Source organism: Kitasatospora albolonga, assembly GCA_002082585.1.
GTDB lineage: Bacteria > Actinomycetota > Actinomycetes > Streptomycetales > Streptomycetaceae > Streptomyces > Streptomyces stephensoniae.
In genome coordinates this window covers 7,116,747-7,136,583 of record CP020563.1, presented here as the reverse complement: position 1 = coordinate 7,136,583, position 19,837 = coordinate 7,116,747, and the positions used below count along the sequence as shown (strand labels likewise).

Sequence of the window (19,837 nt, the reverse complement as noted above, 5' to 3'; positions counted from 1 at the left end):
GTTCACCCACCGCCGAGGTCGGCCCCCGGGCCGTCGGCCTCCACCGGGTACGGCACATGCGTGCGCCGGTCGGGGTCGACGGCCAGTCGGCCCCCGGCCGGGGGCCGGGCCCGCTGGGCGCAGTCCTGCCGTTCGCAGATCCGGCAGCCGAGCCCGATGGGGGTCGCCGAGCGCGGATCGTCCAGGGCCAGGCCCTCGGCGTAGACCAGGCGGTGGGCGTGGCGGAGTTCGCAGCCGAGGGCCACGGCGAAGTCGGCCCGGGGCGCGCGGTGCCCGAATCCGCCGCGCGTCACGGTCCGGGCCACCCAGAAGTACCGTTTTCCGTCCGGCATTTCGGCGACCTGGGTGAGGATGCGGCCGGGCGCGGAGAACGCCTCGTACACCGTCCAGAGCGGGCAGGTGCCGCCGAGCCGGGAGAAGTGGAAGTCGCTGGCGGACTGCCGCTTGGAGATGTTGCCCGCCCGGTCGACCCGCAGGAACGAGAACGGCACGCCCCGGTCGCCGGTCCGCTGGAGGGTGCTGAGGCGGTGGCAGACGGTCTCGAAGCCGACGCCGAAGCGGGCCTGGAGCAGCTCGATGTCGTACCGCAGCTCCTCGGCGGCCCGGTGGAAGGCGGTGTACGGCATGAGCAGGGCACCGGCGAAGTAGTTGGCGAGGCCGATCCGGGCCAGCCCCGCCGCCTGTTCGGAGGCGAGTTCGCCGCCCGCCACCAGGGTGTCGAGCAGCGATCCGTGTTCCAGCAGGGCGAGTTGGGTGGCGAGCTGGAAGGCGCGCTGGGCCTCGCTGAGCCAGGGCGAGAGCAGGAGGAGTCCGCTGCCGGGGTCGAACCGGCGGGCGTCGGCGGCCCGTTCGGGGTCGGTGGTGACGACGGTGATGCCGTGGCGGGCGGCGAGGCGTTCCTTCAGGGCGTCGGCGGTACGGCCCGCCGAGCCGGTGCCGAGGCCGGTGGCGGTGCGTTCGGCGACGGCGTCGAGGGCGCCGAAGTGGTTGTGGTGGGCGTAGAAGAAGTCCCGTACCTCGTCGTGGGGTTCGGCGGTGAGGAGGGACTCGCCGTCCTGCGGCGGGGCGAGGGCGACGACGCGTTCGGCGGCGTCCCGGTAGCGGTGGTGCAGGGCGACCAGGGCGCGGGCCACCTCCGGGTGGTCGCGGGCCACGTCGGCAGCCTCCTCCAGCGGGACCCGGGTCCCGCACGCCTCGTCGCCGAGGGCGGCGCGCAGATCGGTGGCGAGGCGCTCCTCGTCGGCCTCGGAGAAGAACTCCGGGTCGACGCCGAAGACCTCCGCGATCCGCAGCAGCACGGGCGCGGTCAGCGGGCGGCGGCTGTGCTCGATCTGGTTGAGGTAGCTGGTGGAGAGGCCGAGCGAGCGGGCCAGCTCCACCTGGTTCATCCCGCGCTCGCGGCGCAGCCGCCGCAGCTTGGCGTGGGCGTAGATCTTGCGTCCGGCAGGCCGTCCCATGCGGTCGATCCTCCTCTCCCCCACCCGGCCTCCGCTCCGAGGCTTTCTGCGAAAGTAGCATCCGCATCTTTCGCAGGATTCGCAGATTCGCAGCTCAGCGATGTACGGATTGTGCACAGTGGACCGGTCGCATCGGGGGGCATCGGCGGGGAAAGCTCTTCCCGTACCGCAGATCCGCACCACCACCGCCGCGAGGAGCCCCGTGATCGACCACCACGTCCGCGTCCACCCCAGCGCCGACCGGCTGCCCCGTGAGGAGCAGCTCGCCTGGAAGCTGGCGGCCGTCGCCACCGGCACCCAGGACGCCGCAGGACTCGACCCGCAGGCGGCCGCGATGGCCGTCAACCGGGTCGTCGACAACGCCTCCGTCGCCGTGGCCTCCCTGCTGCGCCGCCCGGTCGCGGTCGCCCGCGGCCAGGCCCTGGCCCACCGCGCCACCCCGGGCGCCGCCGTCTTCGGCGCGGCCCCCGGGGTGCGGGTCTCCCCCGAGTGGGCGGCTTGGGCGAACGGCACGGCCGTACGGGAGCTGGACTTCCACGACACGTTCCTGGCGGCGGATTATTCGCACCCCGGGGACAACATCCCGCCGTTGCTCGCCGTGGCCCAGCACACCGGGCGGACCGGCGCGGAGCTGCTGCGCGGGATCGTCGCCGCGTACGAGATCCATGTGGCGCTGGTGCGGGCCATCTGCCTGCACGAGCACCGCATCGACCATGTGGCCCACCTGAGCGCCGCCACCGCGTGCGGGCTCGGCGCGCTGCTGGGGCTGGACACGGCGACGACGTACCAGGCGGTCCAGCAGGCGGTGCACACGACGACGGCGACCCGGCAGTCCCGTAAGGGCGAGATCTCCAGCTGGAAGGCGTTCGCCCCGGCGTTCGCGGGCAAGGCGGCGATCGAGGCGGTGGACCGGGCGATGCGCGGCGAGGGGTCGCCGTCGCCCGTCTACGAGGGGGAGGACGGGTTCCTCGCGCGGATGCTGGACGGGCCGGACGCGGCGTACACGGTGGGGCTGCCGGAGCCGGGCGAGGCGCGGCGCGCGATCCTGGACACGTACACGAAGGAGCACTCCGCCGAGTACCAGGCGCAGGCGGTCATCGACCTGGCGCGGCGGCTGCGGGAGCGGACGGGTCCGACGGAGAAGATCCGCTCGATCGTGCTGCACACCAGCCACCACACGCACCAGGTGATCGGTTCGGGTTCGGGCGACCCGCAGAAGTACGACCCGACGGCGAGCCGCGAGACGCTGGACCACTCGGTGCCGTACATCTTCGCGGTGGCGCTGGAGGACGGGGTCTGGCACCACGAGCGGTCCTACGCCCCCGAGCGGGCGCAGCGGCCGGGGACGGTGGAGCTGTGGCAGCGAATCTCCACGGTGGAGGACCCGGAGTGGACCCGCCGCTACCACGACCCGGACCCGGAGCGGCGGGCGTTCGGCGGGCGGGCGGTGGTGACGCTGGTGGACGGCACGGTGATCGAGGACGAGCTCGCGGTGGCCGACGCGCATCCGGCGGGGGCCCGGCCGTTCGACCGTCCGGGGTATGTGGCGAAGTTCCGGACGCTGGCGGAGGGCATCGTGGCGGCCGGGGACCAGGACCGGTTCCTGGCGGCGGCCGAGGGGCTCGCGGAGCTGCCGCCGGAGGGGCTCGACGCGCTGTTCCCGGCCGTGGACACGGAGGCGGTCGCGGCCTTCGACGCGGGGCTCCCGAAGGGACTGTTCTGATGCCGCACACACGTCTGATGCTGCACACCCGGACCACGCCCGCCGCCCGGCGCCGCGCGTTCCGCGAACAGCTGGCCTCCGGGCGGCTGGTGCGGATGCCGGGCGCGGTCAACCCGTACTCGGCACGGCTGATCCAGGAGGCCGGGTTCGAGGCGGTGTATCTCTCGGGTGCGGTCCTCGCCGCCGAACTCGCCCTCCCCGACATCGGGTTGACGTCGTCGACCGAGATCGCCGCGCGGGCCCAGCAGATCGCGCGGGTGACGGATCTGCCCGCCCTGATCGACGCGGACACCGGTTTCGGTGAGCCCATGAACGCGGCGCGCACCGTGCAGTTGATGGAGGACGCGGGGCTCGCGGGGCTCCATCTGGAGGACCAGGTCAACCCGAAGCGGTGCGGCCATCTGGACGGGAAGACGCTCGTGGGGCGTGCGGAGATGGTCCGCAAGGTGCGGGCCGCCGTGGACGCCCGCCGCGATCCGGACTTCCTGCTGATGGCCCGTACGGACGCCCGGGGGCCCGAGGGGCTGAAGGAGGCGATCGACCGTGCGAAGGCGTACGTGGACGCGGGCGCCGATGCCGTATTCCCCGAAGCGCTCGCGGACGAGGGCGAGTTCGAGGCGTTCCGGGCGGCGGTGGACGTACCGCTGCTGGCCAACATGACCGAGTTCGGCAAGGGCCCCCTGCTGGACGCGGCGGCCCTGGAGAACCTCGGCTACAACATCGCGCTCTACCCCGTCACCCTCTTCCGTCTCGCCATGGGCGCGGTGGAGGACGGTCTGCGCACGCTGGCGGCCGACGGCACCCAGCAGGCCCTGCTTCCCCGGATGCAGACCCGCTCACGGCTCTACGACGTGCTCGGTTACGAGGAGTACGGCGCGTTCGACTCGGCGGTCTTCGACTTCACGCTGCCGCCCGGCGCCTGAGACACCCGCCCGGACAGCCCGGCGCCCGGGACGCGCCCGCAGGACCCTGATCCGCCCGGCCGGCCATCGCTCCGGCCGGGCGCCCACCCCGCACACCACCCCTCCCTTCCGCATGCCCGGAGGTCCACCATGTCCGCACCCGCACCCGCCACGGCCACCCCCGAGATCCACCGGGGTCTCGCCGGGGTGGCCGTCGACACCACCGCCATCTCCACCGTCATCCAGGAGACCAACTCCCTTACCTATAGGGGCTATCCGGTCCAGGACCTGGCCGCCCGCCGCTCCTTCGAGGAGGTCGCGTACCTGCTTTGGTACGGGGAGCTGCCCGACGCCACCGAGCTGCGCGCCTTCGAGGCCCGTGAGCGCGCGCTCCGGCCGCTGGACCGTACGACGGCGGAGTTGCTGGCCCGGCTGCCGGAGACCTGCCACCCGATGGACGTGCTGCGCACGGCGGTGAGCTTCTTCGGCTCCGAGGACCCCACCGAGGAGGACGACAGCGTCGCCGCCCACCACGCCAAGTCCCTCGCTCTGCTGGCCAGGTTGCCGGTCGTCGTCGCGGCCGATCACCGCAGGCGGCACGGGCTCGCCCCGATCCCGCCGGACCCGTCGCTCGGGTACGCGGAGAACTTCTTCCACATGTGCTTCGGGAGCGTGCCGGACCCCGAGGTGGTGCACTGCTTCGAGGTCTCGCTGATCCTCTACGCCGAACACAGCTTCAACGCCTCGACGTTCACCGCCCGGGTCGTCACCTCCACCCTCTCCGACCTCTACAGCGCGGTGACGGCGGCGATCGGCGCACTGAAGGGCCCGCTGCACGGCGGCGCCAACGAGGCCGTGATGCACATGCTGAACGAGATCGGCGACCCGGACCGGGCCGAGGCGTGGCTCGACGAGGCGCTGGCGGCCAAGCGGAAGATCATGGGGTTCGGCCACCGGGTCTACCGGCACGGCGACTCCCGCGTACCGATCATGCAGGAGGCCACCGACCGGCTGGTGGCGCGGGCGGGCGACCCGGACGTGACCCGGCTGGCAACCCTGCACGCCGCGCTCCGCCACGCCATGATCAGCCGCAAGGGCATCCACCCCAATCTGGACTACCCCGCCGGGCTCGCGTACCACCTGATGGGGTTCGACATCGCGGCCTTCACGCCGATCTTCGTGATGAGCCGGATCACCGGGTGGACCGCGCACATCAGCGAGCAGCTCGAACACAACGCGCTGATCCGCCCGCTCGGCGTCTACAACGGGCCCGAGCAGCGGCCGGTCCCGGCGCACACACCCGGCTGACCTCCCCGGCGCACATCCCGCCCGCCCTCCTTATTGCATATAATGTGCAGTTGCATAAGGAGGGCAGGTCTGCTCACTGAGAGCGCCCCGCCCGTCGGCCTCTCACCCCTCGGAGCAGCCCTGTGCGCACCGCCGACATCCGCAGCCGGTTCCTGGACCACTTCGCCGCGCGCGGCCACACCGTCGTGCCCAGCGCACCGCTGCCCACGCCCGACCCGACGCTGCTGTTCGTCAACGCGGGCATGGTGCCGTTCAAGCCCTATCTGACCGGTGAGCTGGCCGCACCCTGGCCCCGGGCGGCCAGTGTGCAGAAGTGTGTGCGGACGCTGGACATCGAGGAGGTCGGCCGCACCACCCGGCACGGTTCGTTCTTCCAGATGAACGGCAACTTCTCGTTCGGCGACTACTTCAAGCGGGAAGCGATCGAGCACGCCTGGGAGCTGTCGACCACCCCGCTCTCCGGCGGCGGCTTCGGGCTCGACCCCGGCCGGATCTGGGTGACCGTCCACCACACCGACGCCGAGGCGCGGGCCATCTGGCGGCAGGTGTCCGGGCTGCCGGAACGCCGGATCGTGGACCGGGGCGACGAGGACAACTTCTGGTCGATGGGGGTGCCGGGGCCGTGCGGCCCGTGTTCGGAGCTGTACTACGACCGGGGTCCGGCGCTGGGGCGCGAGGGCGGCCCCGAGGTCGACGAGGACCGGTACATGGAGTTCTGGAACCTCGTCTTCATGCAGTACGAGCGGGGCGAGGGCACCGGGAAGACCGGCTATCCGATCCTCGGTGAGCTGCCCCGCCGCAACATCGACACCGGCATGGGCCTGGAGCGGATGGCGACCCTGCTCCAGGGGGTCGACAACCTGTACGAGATCGACGAGACCCGCCCCGTACTGGACCGGGCGGCCGAGCTGGCCGGGGTGCGGTACGGGGCGGACGCCGAGTCCGACGTACGGCTGCGGGTCGTCGCGGACCATGTGCGTACGGCTCTGATGCTGCTGGCCGACGGTACGGTCCCCGGCAACGAGGGCGGCGGCTATGTGCTGCGGCGCGTCCTGCGCCGGGCGGTCCGCTCGATGCGGCAGCTCGGCTTCCACGACCCGGCGCTGCCCGAACTGCTGCCGGTCGCCCGGGACTGCATGGCGGCGAGCTATCCGGAGGTGGCCGAGTCGTATCCCCGCATCCTGGATCGGGCGGGTGGTGAGGAGGAGGCGTTCCGGGCCACGCTGCGCCAGGGGACGACGGTCCTGGACACGGCGGTGGCCGAGGTGAAGCGGAGCGGGAGCCGTTCGCTGCCCGGGGCGCAGGCGTTCCTGCTCCACGACACCTACGGCTTCCCCATCGACCTCACCCTGGAGATGGCCGCCGAGCAGGGCGTGGAGGTGGACCGGGAGGGGTTCACCGCGCTGATGACCGCCCAGCGCGAGCGGGCCCGCGCCGATGCCCGGGCCCACAAGGCGGGCGGCGGCGCGGACACCGCCGCCCTGCGCACGGTCCTGGACGCGGAGGGCCCGACCGACTGGCGGGCCTGGGAGACGCTGACCACCGATTCCCGGGTGCTGGCGGTGCTCGGTCCGCGGGGGCCGGTGCCGGTGGCGTCGGCCGGGGAGATCGTCACCGTCGTCCTGGACCGCTCACCGTTCTACGCCGAGTCCGGCGGCCAGGAGAGCGACGCCGGGCAGCTGACCGGCGCCTCCCTCTCCGCCGAGGTCCTGGACGTCCAGCGCCCGCTGCCCGGCCTCATCGCCCACCAGGTGCGGGTCACGGCGGGCGAGCTGGCCGCCGGGGACTCCGTACGGGCGGCCGTGGACCCGGAGTGGCGGCTCGGCGCGCGCCAGGCGCACTCCGGCACACACGTCCTGCACGCGGCGCTCCGCGAGGTGCTGGGCCCGAACGCGTTGCAGTCCGGCTCCTACAACCGTCCCGGCCACCTCCGCCTGGACTTCCCGTGGCGCGGGGCGCTCTCCCCCGAGACCCGCAGCGAGGTGGAGGAGGCCGCCAACCGGGCGCTGCGCCGGGACCTGCCGGTGGGGGTGCGGTGGATGACCCTGCCGGAGGCGAAGGAGCTGGGGGCGCTGGCGCTGTTCGACGAGACGTACGGGGAGAAGGTCCGGGTCGTCGAGATCGGCGGGGCCTGGTCGCGGGAGCTGTGCGGCGGCACCCATGTGGAGCACGCCTCGCAGGTCGGGGTGATCGCGCTGACGGCGGAGTCCTCGGTGGGCGCGGGCACCCGCCGTCTGGAGGCCGCCGTGGGCGTCGAGGGGTTCGGCTATCTCGCCCGGGAACGGGACCTGGTGGCCCGGATCGCCGAGCAGGTCCAGGCTCCGCGCACCGAGCTGCCCGAGCGGATCGGCGGTCTCCTCCAGCGGCTCAAGGCCGCCGAGCGCGAGAACAAGCAGCTCCGGCAGCACGCCACAACGGCCCGGGCGGCGGAGCTGGCCGCCGGAGCGGTGGACGCGGACGGCGTGCTCGTGGTGACGGCGACCGCCGAGGGCGGGGCGGACGCGGCCCGCACTCTGGCCCTGGCGGTACGGGACCGGCTCCCGGCCGGACGGCCCGGCACCGTGGCGGTGGGCGCGGCGACCGGCAGCGGCGCGGCGGTCGTCGTGGCGACCAACGACGCCGCCCGGCAGCGCGGGCTGCACGCGGCGAAGCTGGTGAAGCGGCTGCTGGACGGCCGGGGCGGCGGCTCCGCCGAGGTGGCCCAGGGCGGCGGCACACCGGCGGACCGGCTGGCGGAGACGCTGGGCGCGCTGGACCGGCTGGTCGCGGAGAGCTGAACCCGGCCGAAAGGGATGATCCACTCCGTGATGCGCGTTGTATCCGGTGGTGTCCGGCTCATCCATCGAGCCGGACCCCGCGGAGAAGGCTGGAGGCGGCACTGTGCACGGTGAGTACAAGGTTCCCGGCGGCAAGCTGGTCGTGGTGGACCTGGAGGTGGAGGGCGGGGCGCTGCGGAACGTCCGCGTCGCCGGGGACTTCTTCCTCGAACCGGACGAGGCGATCCTCGCGATCGACGCGGCGCTGGAGGGCGCCCCGGCCAACACGGACACCGCCGGGCTCGCGGCCCGGATCGAGGCGGCGCTGCCCGACTCCACGGTGATGCTCGGGCTGAGCGCGGAGGGGGTCGCCACCGCCGTACGCCGGGCGCTGGCGCAGGCCACGGAGTGGAGCGACTACGACTGGCAGCTGATCCACGACGCGCCCCAGTCGCCCGCGCTGCACATGGCGCTGGACGAGGTGATCACGGCCGAGGTGGCGGCGGGGGTGCGGCCGCCGACGCTGCGGGTCTGGGAGTGGGACTCCCCCGCCGTGATCATCGGCAGCTTCCAGTCGCTGCGCAACGAGGTCGACCCGGCGGGTGCGGAGCGGCACGGCGTGGACGTCGTACGCCGGATCTCCGGCGGCGGCGCGATGTTCGCGGAGCCCAGCTCGACCATCACGTACTCGCTGGCCGTCCCGCAGGCGCTGGTCTCCGGGCTCTCCTTCGCCGACAGCTACGCCTATCTGGACGACTGGGTCCTCGAAGCCCTCGCGGACATGGGCATCAGGGCCTGGTACCAGCCGCTCAACGACATCGCCACCGAGGTCGGCAAGATCGCCGGGGCGGCGCAGAAGCGGGTGGTGGGGCCCGACGGCGGGCCGGGGGCCGTGCTGCACCACGTGACGATGGCGTACGACATCGACGCGGACAAGATGCTGGAGGTCCTGCGCATCGGCAAGGAGAAGCTGTCGGACAAGGGCACCCGGTCGGCGAAGAAGCGCGTCGACCCGCTGCGGCGGCAGACCGGGCTGCCCCGCGAGACCGTGATCGAGCGGATGATCGATTCGTTCCGCAGGCGCCACGGGCTGTCCGCCGGGAGGGTGACGGCCGCCGAGCTGGCCCGCGCCGAGGAGCTCGTACGGACGAAGTTCGCGACGCCGGAGTGGACGGCCCGGGTGCCGTAGGTCCTTCCCCGCGGGCCCGCATACTGGGACGCATGGACAGGTCGGCGTCGGGCTCCGGGGGGCGGGAACGGCTCGGCAGGGCGCTGTTCTCCCGGGTGGCGGGTCCTTCGGGGCCGGAGAACCGGGCCCGTATCCACGGCACGCCCGGCCCCCGCTGGTTCGGCCCGGACCGGCCGGTGCGGCGGGTGCACGGGGACGCGTCCATGTTCATCGGCGGGCTGCGCGCCCTGCTCCTCCAGTCGCTGCACCCCCTCGCGATGGCCGCCGTCGCGGACCACTCGGGGTTCCGGGGCGATCCGTGGGGGCGGCTCCAGCGGACCAGCACCTTCCTGGCGGTGACCACGTTCGGGACGGCCGAACACGCCCAGGAGGCGGTGGACCGCGTACGGGCCGTGCACGAGCGGGTGCGGGGCCTCGCGCCCTCCGGGGAGCCGTACCACGCGGCCGATCCGCATCTGCTGTGCTGGGTGCACATCGCGGAGGTGGACAGCTTCCTCCGCGCCCACCAGCGGTACGGGGCACGGCCGTTGGACGGGGCCGGGTGCGACGGCTACATCCACGACATGGCGACCGTGGCCCGCGCGCTCGGAGTCCCCGACCCGCCGCACGACCGGGGAGAGCTGGCCGCCCGCATCGCCGCCTACCGCCCGGAGCTGCGCGCCACCGAGGCGGCCCTGGACGCGGCCCGCTTCATCCTGCTGCGTCCACCGCTGCCCTGGCCCGCCCGTCCCCCGTACGCCGTACTCGCCGCCAACGCCGTGTCCGCGCTGCCGCCATGGGCCCGGGAGCCGCTGCGGCTGCCCCGGGTGCCGGGCGTCGAGGAGGTCTGCGTACGGCCCGCCGGGAAGGCCCTGACCAGGACCGTCCGGTGGGCGATGACCCCGCCCGCGGAGGTATGAGCACCGCCCGGGTGGCGGGGGCCGCCGATGGCAGGACGATGGAAGGGACCGTACGCAGGGGGGCTCACGGCGGGAGACCCCCATGGCACGCAGCGCATCGACCGGCGTACTCGTGGTGGGCGCCGGTCCGGTCGGCCTGACGCTCGCCGCCGGGCTGCGGAGCTCCGGTGTCTCCTGCCGGATCGTGGACCGCCTCCCGGCCCGGCTGCCGTACGCCAGAGCGGTGGGTGTCCAGCCGCGCACCCTGGAGCTCTTCGACCGGATGGGGCTGGTGCGGGACGTGCTGGACGCGGCGGTCCCGATGCGCGGACAGCTGACGTACGAGAACGGGGTGGCGCTGGGCCGCGTCGACCTGGTCCTGCCGCCCGAGGTGCCGTACGGCTTCGCCGCGCTGCCGCAGTACGAGACGGAACGCCTCCTGGAGGAGCACCTCGGGCGGTACGGCACCGGCGTCGAGCGCTCGACCGAGCTGGTGGCGTTCGCCCAGGACCCGGCCGGGGTGACGAGCCGGGTGAGGACGGCGTCCGGGGCCGAGGAGGAGGTCAGGTCCCGGTTCCTGGTGGGGTGCGACGGGGCGCACAGCCTGGTCCGCAAGGGGCTCGGGCTCACCTTCGAGGGCGGTGCGTTCCCCGAGGAGTACATGCTCGCCGATGTGGAGGTGGGCTGGGGGCTGGAGCCCGGGTACGGGGTGCGGTCGATGCACCGGGGCGAGGACGGCGCGGTCGACGACCTGCTGGTCTGCATCCCGCTGCCGGGGAAGGGCCGCTACCGGATGTCGATGCTGGTGCCGCCGGAGCTGTCAGCCGCCCGGGAGTCTTCCGGTGACGGCGACGGGGTGGCGCACGGCCTCGAAGGCGGCACGGCCCCCGCCCTCTCCGACATCCAGAAGGTGCTGGACCGGCTGGCCCCGGAGCCGGTCACCGCGTCGGCGCTGCGCTGGTCGTCGGTGTTCCGGATCAGCCACCGGCTGGTGGACCGGTACGGGGAGGGCCGGGTGTTCGTCGCCGGGGACGCGGCGCACATCCATCCGCCGACCGGCGCGCAGGGCATGAACACCGGGGTCCAGGACGCCGGAAACCTGGCGTGGAAGCTGGCCCTGGCCCTCGACGGCGCGGCGCACCCGCGTCTGTTGGCCAGTTACGACGCGGAACGGCACCCGGTGGGCGAGGAAGTGGTGGGCCGGACGGTCCGGCATGCCGCCGAGGGCGTCCAGGCCGACCCCACGGAGCCGCGGACGCTGCTGCTCCGCGAGGCCCAGCTCCTGGTCGGCCACCGGGAGAGCCCGGTCGTGACTCCGCTGCCCGAGGCCGACGGGGCCGCGCTCCGGCCCGGCGACCGGGCCCCGGACTGCGGCGGTCTCACCGGGGACATCGCCGCGTATCCGGTGCGGCTGTTCGACCTGCTGCGCGGGCGCGGGCACGTCCTGCTGGTGTACGGGGACCACCCGGCCGGTGATACGCCCGCCGATCTCGCCGCGGCGGCACGGGAGGTGACCGGGGGCCGGATGGAGACGTACCGCATCCTGCCCGCCGGTGCCTCGCACGAGCCGATGGGCATCCCCCATCACCACGACAGCCGGGGCGAGTTCGCGCAGCAGTACGGGGCGGACGAGGGCGCGGCGTTCGCCGTACGCCCGGACGGCTGCCTGACGGCCCGTCTCCAGCCGCCCACCGTAGGGGCGTTGAAGGAGGCGCTGGGAAAGGTCTTCGCTCCGTGAAGGCTGCCGTCGCGGTCATTCCACCGTGACCACGACCGAGTGCCAGCCGCTCGCCCCGTCCGGGACGGTCTTGGTGCGCTTCTCGGTCTGGACCTCGCCCGTGCCGTCGGTGGCGCGGACGGTGAGGGTGTGGCCGCCGGGGGTGGCCTTCCAGGGGTAGGACCACTGGCGCCAGGTGTCAATGCTGGTCCGCTCGGCGAGCTGGGCCGGGCGCCACGGGCCGTCGTCGACGCGGATCTCGACCTTGTCGATCCCCCGGTGCTGGGCCCAGGCCACCCCGGCGACCATGACCGTCCCGGCCCCGGGGCGGCCGAAGGGCTTGGGGGTGTCGATCCGGGACTGGGTCTTGACCGGGGCCCGGCGGGCCCACTTGCGCTTCACCCAGTACGCGTCGTGGTCCGCGAAGGTGGTGAGCTCGATTTCCTCGATCCACTTGCAGGCCGAGACGTACCCGTACAGTCCGGGCACCAGCATGCGCACGGGGAAGCCGTGGACGAAGGGGAGCGGTTCGCCGTTCATGCCGACGGCGAGCATGGCGTCCCGGCCGTCCATGACGTCCTCGACGGGGGTGCCGAGGGTCATGCCGTCCACCGAGCGGGCGATGATCTGGTCCGCCTTCCCGCCCCGGGAAGGCGGTCTGACGCCCGCCTCCTTGAGCAGGTCGGCCAGGCGGACGCCGATCCACCGGGCGTGGCCGATGTAGGGGCCACCGACCTCGTTGGAGACACAGCAGAGGGTGATCTCGCGTTCGATCAGGGGGCGGTTCAGCAGGTCCCGGTAGGTGAGCTCCAGGTCCCGGCGTACGCCCCTGCCGTGGATGCGCAGCCGCCAGGTGTTCGCGTCGACCTTGGGGATCACCAGGGCGGTGTCCACGCGGTAGAACGTACCGGCGGGGGTGGTGAAGGGGCTGATGCCGGGGACGCGCAGCCGTGCCCCGGCCGGGACCGGCTTGGCGGGCGAGGCCGGGGCGGGGAGCGTCACGGCGTTGCGGGAGGCGACGGCGTCCTGGGCGCTTTGGCCGTTGAGGGTCCGGCCGACCGCCCCCGCCGCCGTGGAGGCGACGGCAGCGGCGGTGGCGGCGATCAGGAAGCCCCGCCGGTCCCAGCCGCCCTCCTCGTCCCGTGAGTACGCGCGCGGGACGGTGAGCCTGCCGACGAGGACGTACAGCAGGACCGCCCCGGCCACCGCGCCGGCCAGCGACGGGAGCCCGTCGGCGAGGCCGGTGGAGTCGGGGCGGCTGACGGCGGCGGCAGCGCCGACCACGCCGAAGGCCAGGACGGCGGCGGAGCCCGTACGGCGGTGGCGCAGCGCCAGCACACCGACGGCGAGGGCGAGGAGGGCGAGCGTGATGACGATGCCGAGCTGGAGGACGAACTTGTCGTTCTCGCCGAAGGTCCGGATCGCCCAGTCCTTCACCCCGGCAGGCGTCCGGTCGATGGCCGCCCCGCCGACCGCCGTCACGGGGCTCGCCTCGGGTCTGACGGCCGCCGAGACGAGTTCGGCGGTGGCCAGGGCGGCGAATCCGGCGAGCAGGCCGCTCAGGGCGGCGAGCGCGCCGCGGGTCAGGGCTGTGCGTGTGATCCTCACGGTCGTCATTCGGAGCCGTGGGGCGGGCGGATTGCCCCTTCACCCGAACGGCATGGGCGCCGACACGCGAACCGCCCCGACGGGCGCGGGGCCTGCCGGGGCGGAACGGAGTCGCGCGACGGGGTCTCCCCCGCCCCTCACCTCAGGCGAGGCTCGCGATCGCCTTGTTGAACGTGGCGGACGGGCGCATGATCGCCTCGGCCTTGGCCGGGTCGGGCTGGTAGTAGCCGCCGATCTCGGCCGGGGAGCCCTGCACCGCGATCAGCTCGGCGACGATGGTCTCCTCCTGCTCGGCCAGGGTCTTGGCGAGCGGCGCGAACGCCTCGGCGAGCTTGGTGTCGTCGGTCTGCTGCGCCAGCTCCTGGGCCCAGTAGAGGGCCAGGTAGAAGTGGCTGCCGCGGTTGTCGATGCCACCGAGGCGGCGGCTCGGGGACTTGTCCTCGTTGAGGAAGGTGCCCGTGGCGCGGTCCAGGGTGTCGGCGAGGACCTGGGCCCGCGCGTTGTCCGTGGTGGTGGCCAGGTGCTCGAAGCTGACCGCGAGGGCCAGGAACTCACCCAGGCTGTCCCAGCGGAGGTAGTTCTCCTTGACGAGCTGCTGGACGTGCTTGGGGGCCGAGCCGCCCGCGCCGGTCTCGAAGAGGCCGCCGCCGTTCATCAGCGGGACGACGGAGAGCATCTTGGCGCTGGTGCCCAGCTCCAGGATCGGGAAGAGGTCCGTCAGGTAGTCACGGAGCACGTTGCCGGTGACGGAGATGGTGTCCTCGCCGCGGCGGATGCGCTCCAGGGAGAAGGCGGTGGCCTCTTCCGGGGTCTTGATCGAGATGTCCAGGCCGTCGGTGTCGTGGTCGGCGAGGTACGTGGTGACCTTGGCGATCAGGTTGGCGTCGTGCGCGCGGCCCTCGTCCAGCCAGAAGACGGCCGGGGTGCCGGTGGCGCGGGCGCGGGTGACGGCGAGCTTGACCCAGTCCTGGATCGGGGCGTCCTTGGTCTGGCACATCCGGAAGATGTCACCGGCGCCGACGGCCTGCTCCAGCACGACGTTGCCGTCCGTGTCGACAACGCGGACGGTGCCGGTGGCGGCGATCTCGAAGGTCTTGTCGTGGCTGCCGTACTCCTCGGCCTTCTGCGCCATCAGACCGACGTTGGGCACCGAGCCCATGGTGGCGGGGTCGAAGGCGCCGTTGGCGCGGCAGTCGTCGATGACGACCTGGTAGACACCGGCGTAGCTGCTGTCCGGGAGGACGGCGATGGTGTCGGCCTCGTTGCCGTCCGGGCCCCACATGTGGCCCGAAGTGCGGATCATGGCGGGCATGGAGGCGTCCACGATGACGTCGCTGGGGACGTGCAGGTTGGTGATGCCCTTGTCGGAGTCGACCATCGCGAGGGCGGGGCCCTCGGCGAGCTCGGCCTCGAAGGACGCCTGGATCTCGGCGCCGACGCCCGGCAGGGAGTCCAGGCCCTTGAGGATGCCGCCCAGGCCGTCGTTGGGGGTGAGGCCGGCGGCGGCGAGCTGGTCGCCGTACTTGGCGAAGGTGTTCGGGAAGAAGGCGCGGACCGCGTGGCCGAAGATGATCGGGTCGGAGACCTTCATCATGGTGGCCTTGAGGTGCACGGAGAAGAGCACGCCCTCGGCCTTGGCGCGGGCGACCTGCGCGGTGAAGAACTCGCGCAGCGCGGCGACGCGCAGGACGGCCGCGTCCACGACCTCGCCCTTGAGGACGGGTACGGACTCGCGGAGCACGGTGGTGGTGCCGTCGTCGCCGTGCAGCTCGATCCGGAGCGAGCCGTCCTCGGCGATGACCGCGGACTTCTCGGTGGAGCGGAAGTCGTCGGCGCCCATGGTGGCGACGTTCGTCTTCGAGTCGGCCGTCCAGGCGCCCATGCGGTGCGGGTGGGCCTTGGCGTAGTTCTTGACGGAGGCGGGGGCGCGGCGGTCGGAGTTGCCCTCGCGCAGCACCGGGTTCACGGCGCTGCCCTTGACCTTGTCGTACCGGGCGCGCACGTCCTTGTCCGCGTCCGTCCGCGGGTCGTCCGGGTAGTCCGGAAGCGCGTAGCCCTGCCCCTGGAGCTCCGCGATCGCGGCCTTGAGCTGCGGGATCGACGCCGAGATGTTCGGCAGCTTGATGATGTTCGCGCCGGGCGTCCTGGCCAGCTCGCCGAGCTCGGCGAGTGCGTCATCGATACGCTGCTCGGCCTTGAGGTGCTCCGGGAAACTGGCGATGATCCGTCCCGCGAGGGAGATGTCACGGCGCTCCACCGTGACGCCTGCGGTCGAGGCGTACGCCTCGATCACGGGCAGGAGGGAATAGGTCGCCAGGGCAGGGGCCTCGTCGGTGTGCGTATAGATGATGGTCGAGTCAGTCACCGGGTGCTCCGCTCCACGTCTGCAACATTGCTTGACATCAAGATATCTCGTCGCCGCCCATGGCTCCACAAGGCCCCCGCACGGCTTTACTGTCCGTACGGGCTCCGGTGTGCTCGGTGTACCTCCGGGTTACGGGGCCGGGGGCCGGTGCTCGTACCAGCGCAGGTCGTCCTCAAGCTGGGCCGCCAGGGCGATCAGCCGCTCCTCGCCGCGGGAGGGGCCGAGCAGCTGGGCGCCGACGGGGAGGCCGGAGCGGGTGAAACCGGCGGGGACGCTGATGCCGGGCCAGCCGAGGACGTTCCACGGCCAGGCGTAGGGGCAGGCGGCGGCCATGGTGACGTCGGTGCGCCAGGCGCTGAGGCGGTCGAAGGTGCCGATACGGGGCGGGGGTGCGGCGGTCGTCGGGGTGAGGAGGACGTCGTACGTGTCGAAGAGGGCACCGATCCGGCGGTGCTGGCGCACCTCGCGGGCGCGGGCGGCCCGGACCACCCGGCCGCCGAGCCGCGTCCCGGTCCGCAGGGCGCTGCGGGTGCGCGGGTCGAGGAGGGCCGGTTCGGGGTGGCGGGCGGCGAACTCGGCGATGCCGGTGGTGGCGCGGGGGACGAAGGCGAGGCCGATCAGCCCGTAGCGGGGGCGGGCCTCCTCGACGTGGTGGCCGAGCCGGGCCAGGGTCTCGGCCAGCGCGGCGACGGCCCGGCGCACCTCGGGGTCCGGTCCGGCGCCGGTCAGGGTGAGCGGGGGGCGCCAGGCGAGGGCGATGCGGAGGCGGCCGGGGTCCCGGCGGGCGGCGTCCGAGGCGCGGACGGCGGGCGGGCGGTGGAGGTCGCCGGGGTGCGCGCCGGAGGCCGCGTCCAGCAGGAGCGCGGCGTCGGCCACCGTACGGGCGAGCGGGCCGTTGACGGTGAGGCCCTGGAAGGCGTCGTGGTGCGGGTGGACGGAGACCCGGCCGCGCTGGGGCTTGATGCCGACGAGGTGCGTCCAGGCTGCGGGGATGCGGACGGACCCGGCGCCGTCCGAGCCGAGGGCGGCGGGGACCAGGCCCGCGGCGACGGCGGCGGCCGATCCGCCGGAGGAGCCGCCGGGGGTGTGGGCGGTGTTCCAGGGGTTGCGGGTGGCGCCGAAGGCGGGGCCCTCGGTGAACGGCCACTGGCCCAGTTCGCAGGAGTTGGTCTTGCCGACGACGACGGCCCCGGCGGCGCGCAGCCTGCGGACCGCCTCGCTGTCGGCGGTGGCCGGGGGCCGCTCGCCGTCGCAGCCGAAGTGCGTGGGCAGGCCCGCCACATCGGTGTCGTCCTTGACCGCGACCGGGACGCCCAGCAGCGGCAGCCGCTCCCCCGCCGCCAGCCTGCGGTCGGCCTCCGCGGCCTCCGCGAGGGCGGCCTCGGCCCGCAGATGACGGAAGGCGTTGAGGGTGGTCCGGCTCGCCTCGATCCGGGCGAGGGCGTCGGCGACGAGCGCGGTGGAGGTGGTGGCGGATGCGGCGAGCAGGCGCGCGCTCTCCGCCAGCCCGGGCATCGGCTCCGGGGTGGGCCTGGAGGGCGAAGGGCGCTCGGAGTGGGGTCGTACGGCCGGACCGGTCTGCTCGGTGGGCTCCGCTGAGGACATGGGCGTGCCGCCTCCCTCGTGGCCGTGGGGCCGCCCGGTCGTCCCGGCCGCCGCCCACAGGTACTTACTGGAGGGTAACGAGGAGTGGGAGGTCGCTCAAGCGTTCCGGTGCGGCGAGTGACCGGAGGCGGGAGCCGATGGCGCGTCCGGTGGCGGGGGTCGGCGGTGGGTCCGGCTGTGGGTCCGGCGGCTCTCCGTGACCGGAAGCCCGGCCCGTACGTGACCCTGCGTAGGCGTACCGGGCGCCGCCCGCCTCCCCGGCGTACGCTCAAAGGAACGGACGGACGGTCCGGATCGCATGCCCGGAGCGGGCCCGCACAGCGGCCCTGGCCAAGGAGGCGACGACGTGAGCGGACACCGTTGGGCCGCACGGGCCGCCGCGGGGGCGGCGGCCGTCGCCCTCACCGTGACGGGCGGCGCGGTCGCGCAGGCCGACGACGACATCGCCTCGCTCGGCGCCGAACAGATCGCGGACCGCTCGCGCGAGGCCCTGCTCGGGGTCTCCTCTCTGCATCTGAGCGCGCGGGGAAGCGTCGGCGGGAGCGGCGAGCGGATGAGCATCGATCTCACGCTCGACCGGGAGGGCAACTGCGCGGGCGGGGTCGACACGGGCGAGGACGGGTCCGTGGAGATCGTGAAGCGCGCCGACGACGTCTGGCTGAAGCCGGACAAGGCGTTCTGGGAGACCCATGTCCCCATCGGCGGCTCCACGTTCGACGCGATCCTCGACGGCCGGTACATGAAGGCGAAGGCGGACGACCCCCGGCTGCTGACGGTGACCGAGGTCTGCGATCTCGACACCTTCCGCGAGCTGCTCGCGGACAACCCCGACGCGGCCGACCGGGGCACGCTGACGAAGGGCGCGGAGACCGAGGTGAACGGCGCCCCGGTCGTCCCGGTGACCCGCGCGCAGGGCGACGAGCGGCTGACGGTGTACGTGGCCACCGAGGGCGAGCCGTACCCGGTGCGGATCACGGCGGACGGGCCGGACGAGAAGGGGACGGTGGACTTCTCCGGCTTCGACCGGCCGGTGCCGGACACGACTCCGTCGGCGGACGAGACAGTGGATGTGACGGCTCTGCTGGGGCGCAGCGTCAAACCGGTGTGAATCCCGGGCGGCCTCAGCCGGTCAGGGCGGGGATGATCTCGGAGCCGTACGCGTCGATCGTCGCCTCCTTGGCGTCGTGCATGTTGTAGACGGCGAACTGGTCGACGCCGAGCTCCTTCAGGTGGCGCAGCTTCTCGATGTGCGCCTCGGCGGGGCCCAGCAGGCAGAACCGGTCGACGATCTCGTCCGGGACGAAGGCGGTGTCCGGGTTGCCGGTGCGGCCGTGGTGGCTGTAGTCGTAGCCGGAGCGGCCCGCGATGTACGCGGTGAGCGCCTCGGGCACCAGGCCGGAGTGCTCGCCGTAGCGGGCGACCAGGTCGGCGACGTGGTTGCCGACCATGCCGCCGAACCAGCGGCACTGCTCACGGGCGTGGTCGAGGTCGTCGCCCACGTAGGCGGGGGCGGCGACGCAGATGGTGACGGAGTCCGGGTCGCGTCCGGCGTCGGACGCCGCGTCCCGTACCGCCTTGATCATCCACTCGGTGAGGAAGGGGTCGGCGAGCTGGAGGATGAAGCCGTCCGCCTTCTGTCCGGCCAGTGCGAGGGCCTTGGGCCCGTACGCCGCCATCCAGACCGGCAGCCGCCCGTCCTTCACCCACGGGATCTGCACCGGCTGTCCGTCGACCACGGCCTCCCGGCCCTCGGCGAGGTCCCGGATGACGTCGATGGCCTCGCCGAGGCGGGCCAGCGTGTTGGGGCGGCGGCCCGCGACCCGCATCGCGGAGTCGCCGCGCCCGATCCCGCACACCGTGCGGTTGCCGTACATGTCGTTGAGGGTGGCGAAGGTGGAGGCGGTGACCTCCCAGGTGCGGGTGCCGGGGTTGGTGACCATGGGGCCCACGGTGAGGCGGTCGGTGTGCTCCAGGATGCGGCTGTAGATGACGAACGGCTCCTGCCAGAGCACCGCGGAGTCGAAGGTCCAGCCGTAGCGGAAGCCGTTGCGCTCGGCGCGGCGCATCAGGCCGACGACGGCCGATGCGGGCGGGTCGGTCTGGAGGACGAGTCCGAAGTCCATGGCGGATCTCCTAATCCAGGGGCACATGTGGTCCCGTGTCTCACGCGTGCTTCGGCCGTGGTGCCGCTTCTCACGCGCGCGTCGGCTTCGGCCTCGCGGGCGCCGGCCTCGTACGACACGCTGCCGAAGATCCTTCCATAACGGGGCATGCCGGGCCCTGTCCCGCCACGCCCCGGGGCGCGCGTCGTACGGGGGCACCCATCCTG

13 protein-coding genes are annotated in these 19,837 nt (G+C 73.4%); 8 read left to right on the top strand and 5 right to left on the bottom strand.

Translation table 11 applies throughout. From position 1 onward, the window contains the following. Positions 1-2: 2 nt before the first annotated feature. Positions 3-1,457 carry a Cro/Cl family transcriptional regulator gene (locus B7C62_31350; GenBank protein ID ARF76275.1) on the bottom strand — a complete coding sequence of 485 codons (1,455 nt, stop codon included), beginning with the start codon at positions 1,455-1,457 and terminating at the stop codon, positions 3-5. Positions 1,458-1,659: 202 nt separating this feature from the next. On the opposite strand from B7C62_31350, the gene B7C62_31345 reads away from it, so the two are divergent. From B7C62_31345 to B7C62_31315, 7 genes are all read left to right on the top strand, one after another. Continuing rightward, a complete protein-coding gene (locus B7C62_31345; protein ID ARF76274.1) occupies positions 1,660-3,180 on the top strand; it encodes a 2-methylcitrate dehydratase in 1,521 nt (506 codons plus the stop codon). 17 nt (positions 3,181-3,197) lie between these two features. Next, the gene (locus tag B7C62_31340) at positions 3,198-4,103 is read left to right on the top strand and encodes a methylisocitrate lyase (GenBank protein ID ARF77456.1); all 906 of its coding nucleotides are present in this window, start codon (positions 3,198-3,200) and stop codon (positions 4,101-4,103) included. Between the two features lie 129 nt (positions 4,104-4,232). Beyond that, positions 4,233-5,390 carry a 2-methylcitrate synthase gene (locus tag B7C62_31335; GenBank protein ID ARF76273.1) on the top strand — a complete coding sequence of 386 codons (1,158 nt, stop codon included), beginning with the start codon at positions 4,233-4,235 and terminating at the stop codon, positions 5,388-5,390. A gap of 122 nt (positions 5,391-5,512) precedes the next feature. Continuing rightward, positions 5,513-8,167, top strand: a complete 2,655-nt coding sequence (locus B7C62_31330) for an alanine--tRNA ligase (GenBank protein ARF76272.1) — start codon at positions 5,513-5,515, stop codon at positions 8,165-8,167. Between the two features lie 103 nt (positions 8,168-8,270). Then, complete coding sequence (locus B7C62_31325; GenBank protein ID ARF76271.1) at positions 8,271-9,335, top strand: lipoate--protein ligase; 1,065 nt, start codon at positions 8,271-8,273, stop codon at positions 9,333-9,335. Between the two features lie 32 nt (positions 9,336-9,367). Then, positions 9,368-10,234 carry a hypothetical protein gene (locus B7C62_31320; GenBank protein ARF77455.1) on the top strand — a complete coding sequence of 289 codons (867 nt, stop codon included), beginning with the start codon at positions 9,368-9,370 and terminating at the stop codon, positions 10,232-10,234. Between the two features lie 82 nt (positions 10,235-10,316). Next, a complete protein-coding gene (locus B7C62_31315) occupies positions 10,317-11,951 on the top strand; it encodes a pentachlorophenol monooxygenase (protein ARF76270.1) in 1,635 nt (544 codons plus the stop codon). A gap of 15 nt (positions 11,952-11,966) precedes the next feature. On the opposite strand, the gene B7C62_31310 is transcribed toward B7C62_31315, so the two are convergent. From B7C62_31310 to B7C62_31300, 3 genes are all read right to left on the bottom strand, one after another. After that, a complete protein-coding gene (locus B7C62_31310) occupies positions 11,967-13,547 on the bottom strand; it encodes a molybdopterin-binding oxidoreductase (protein ARF76269.1) in 1,581 nt (526 codons plus the stop codon). Between the two features lie 133 nt (positions 13,548-13,680). Next, positions 13,681-15,903, bottom strand: a complete 2,223-nt coding sequence (locus tag B7C62_31305) for an isocitrate dehydrogenase (NADP(+)) (GenBank protein ARF76268.1) — start codon at positions 15,901-15,903, stop codon at positions 13,681-13,683. 129 nt (positions 15,904-16,032) lie between these two features. Next, positions 16,033-17,508, bottom strand: coding sequence for an amidase (locus B7C62_31300; protein ARF76267.1), 1,476 nt, complete (start codon positions 17,506-17,508; stop codon positions 16,033-16,035). 346 nt (positions 17,509-17,854) lie between these two features. On the opposite strand from B7C62_31300, the gene B7C62_31295 reads away from it, so the two are divergent. Further along, positions 17,855-18,616 (top strand): hypothetical protein, encoded by a 762-nt coding sequence (locus B7C62_31295; protein ID ARF76266.1) that lies wholly within the window; start codon positions 17,855-17,857, stop codon positions 18,614-18,616. A 13-nt stretch (positions 18,617-18,629) separates the two neighbouring features. On the opposite strand, the gene B7C62_31290 is transcribed toward B7C62_31295, so the two are convergent. After that, complete coding sequence (locus tag B7C62_31290; protein ARF76265.1) at positions 18,630-19,631, bottom strand: LLM class F420-dependent oxidoreductase; 1,002 nt, start codon at positions 19,629-19,631, stop codon at positions 18,630-18,632. Between the last annotated feature and the right edge of the window lie 206 nt (positions 19,632-19,837).

Bases quoted from the DNA above. Each gene is read 5' to 3' on its own strand.
- B7C62_31320 (ARF77455.1), top strand. From the start codon at position 9,368: ATGGACAGGTCGGCGTCGGGCTCCGGGGGGCGGGAACGGCTCGGCAGG.
- B7C62_31340 (ARF77456.1), top strand. From the start codon at position 3,198: ATGCTGCACACCCGGACCACGCCCGCCGCCCGGCGCCGCGCGTTCCGC.
- B7C62_31315 (ARF76270.1), top strand. From the start codon at position 10,317: ATGGCACGCAGCGCATCGACCGGCGTACTCGTGGTGGGCGCCGGTCCG.
- B7C62_31350 (ARF76275.1), bottom strand. From the start codon at position 1,457: ATGGGACGGCCTGCCGGACGCAAGATCTACGCCCACGCCAAGCTGCGG.
- B7C62_31335 (ARF76273.1), top strand. From the start codon at position 4,233: ATGTCCGCACCCGCACCCGCCACGGCCACCCCCGAGATCCACCGGGGT.
- B7C62_31300 (ARF76267.1), bottom strand. From the start codon at position 17,508: ATGTCCTCAGCGGAGCCCACCGAGCAGACCGGTCCGGCCGTACGACCC.
- B7C62_31290 (ARF76265.1), bottom strand. From the start codon at position 19,631: ATGGACTTCGGACTCGTCCTCCAGACCGACCCGCCCGCATCGGCCGTC.
- B7C62_31310 (ARF76269.1), bottom strand. From the start codon at position 13,547: ATGACGACCGTGAGGATCACACGCACAGCCCTGACCCGCGGCGCGCTC.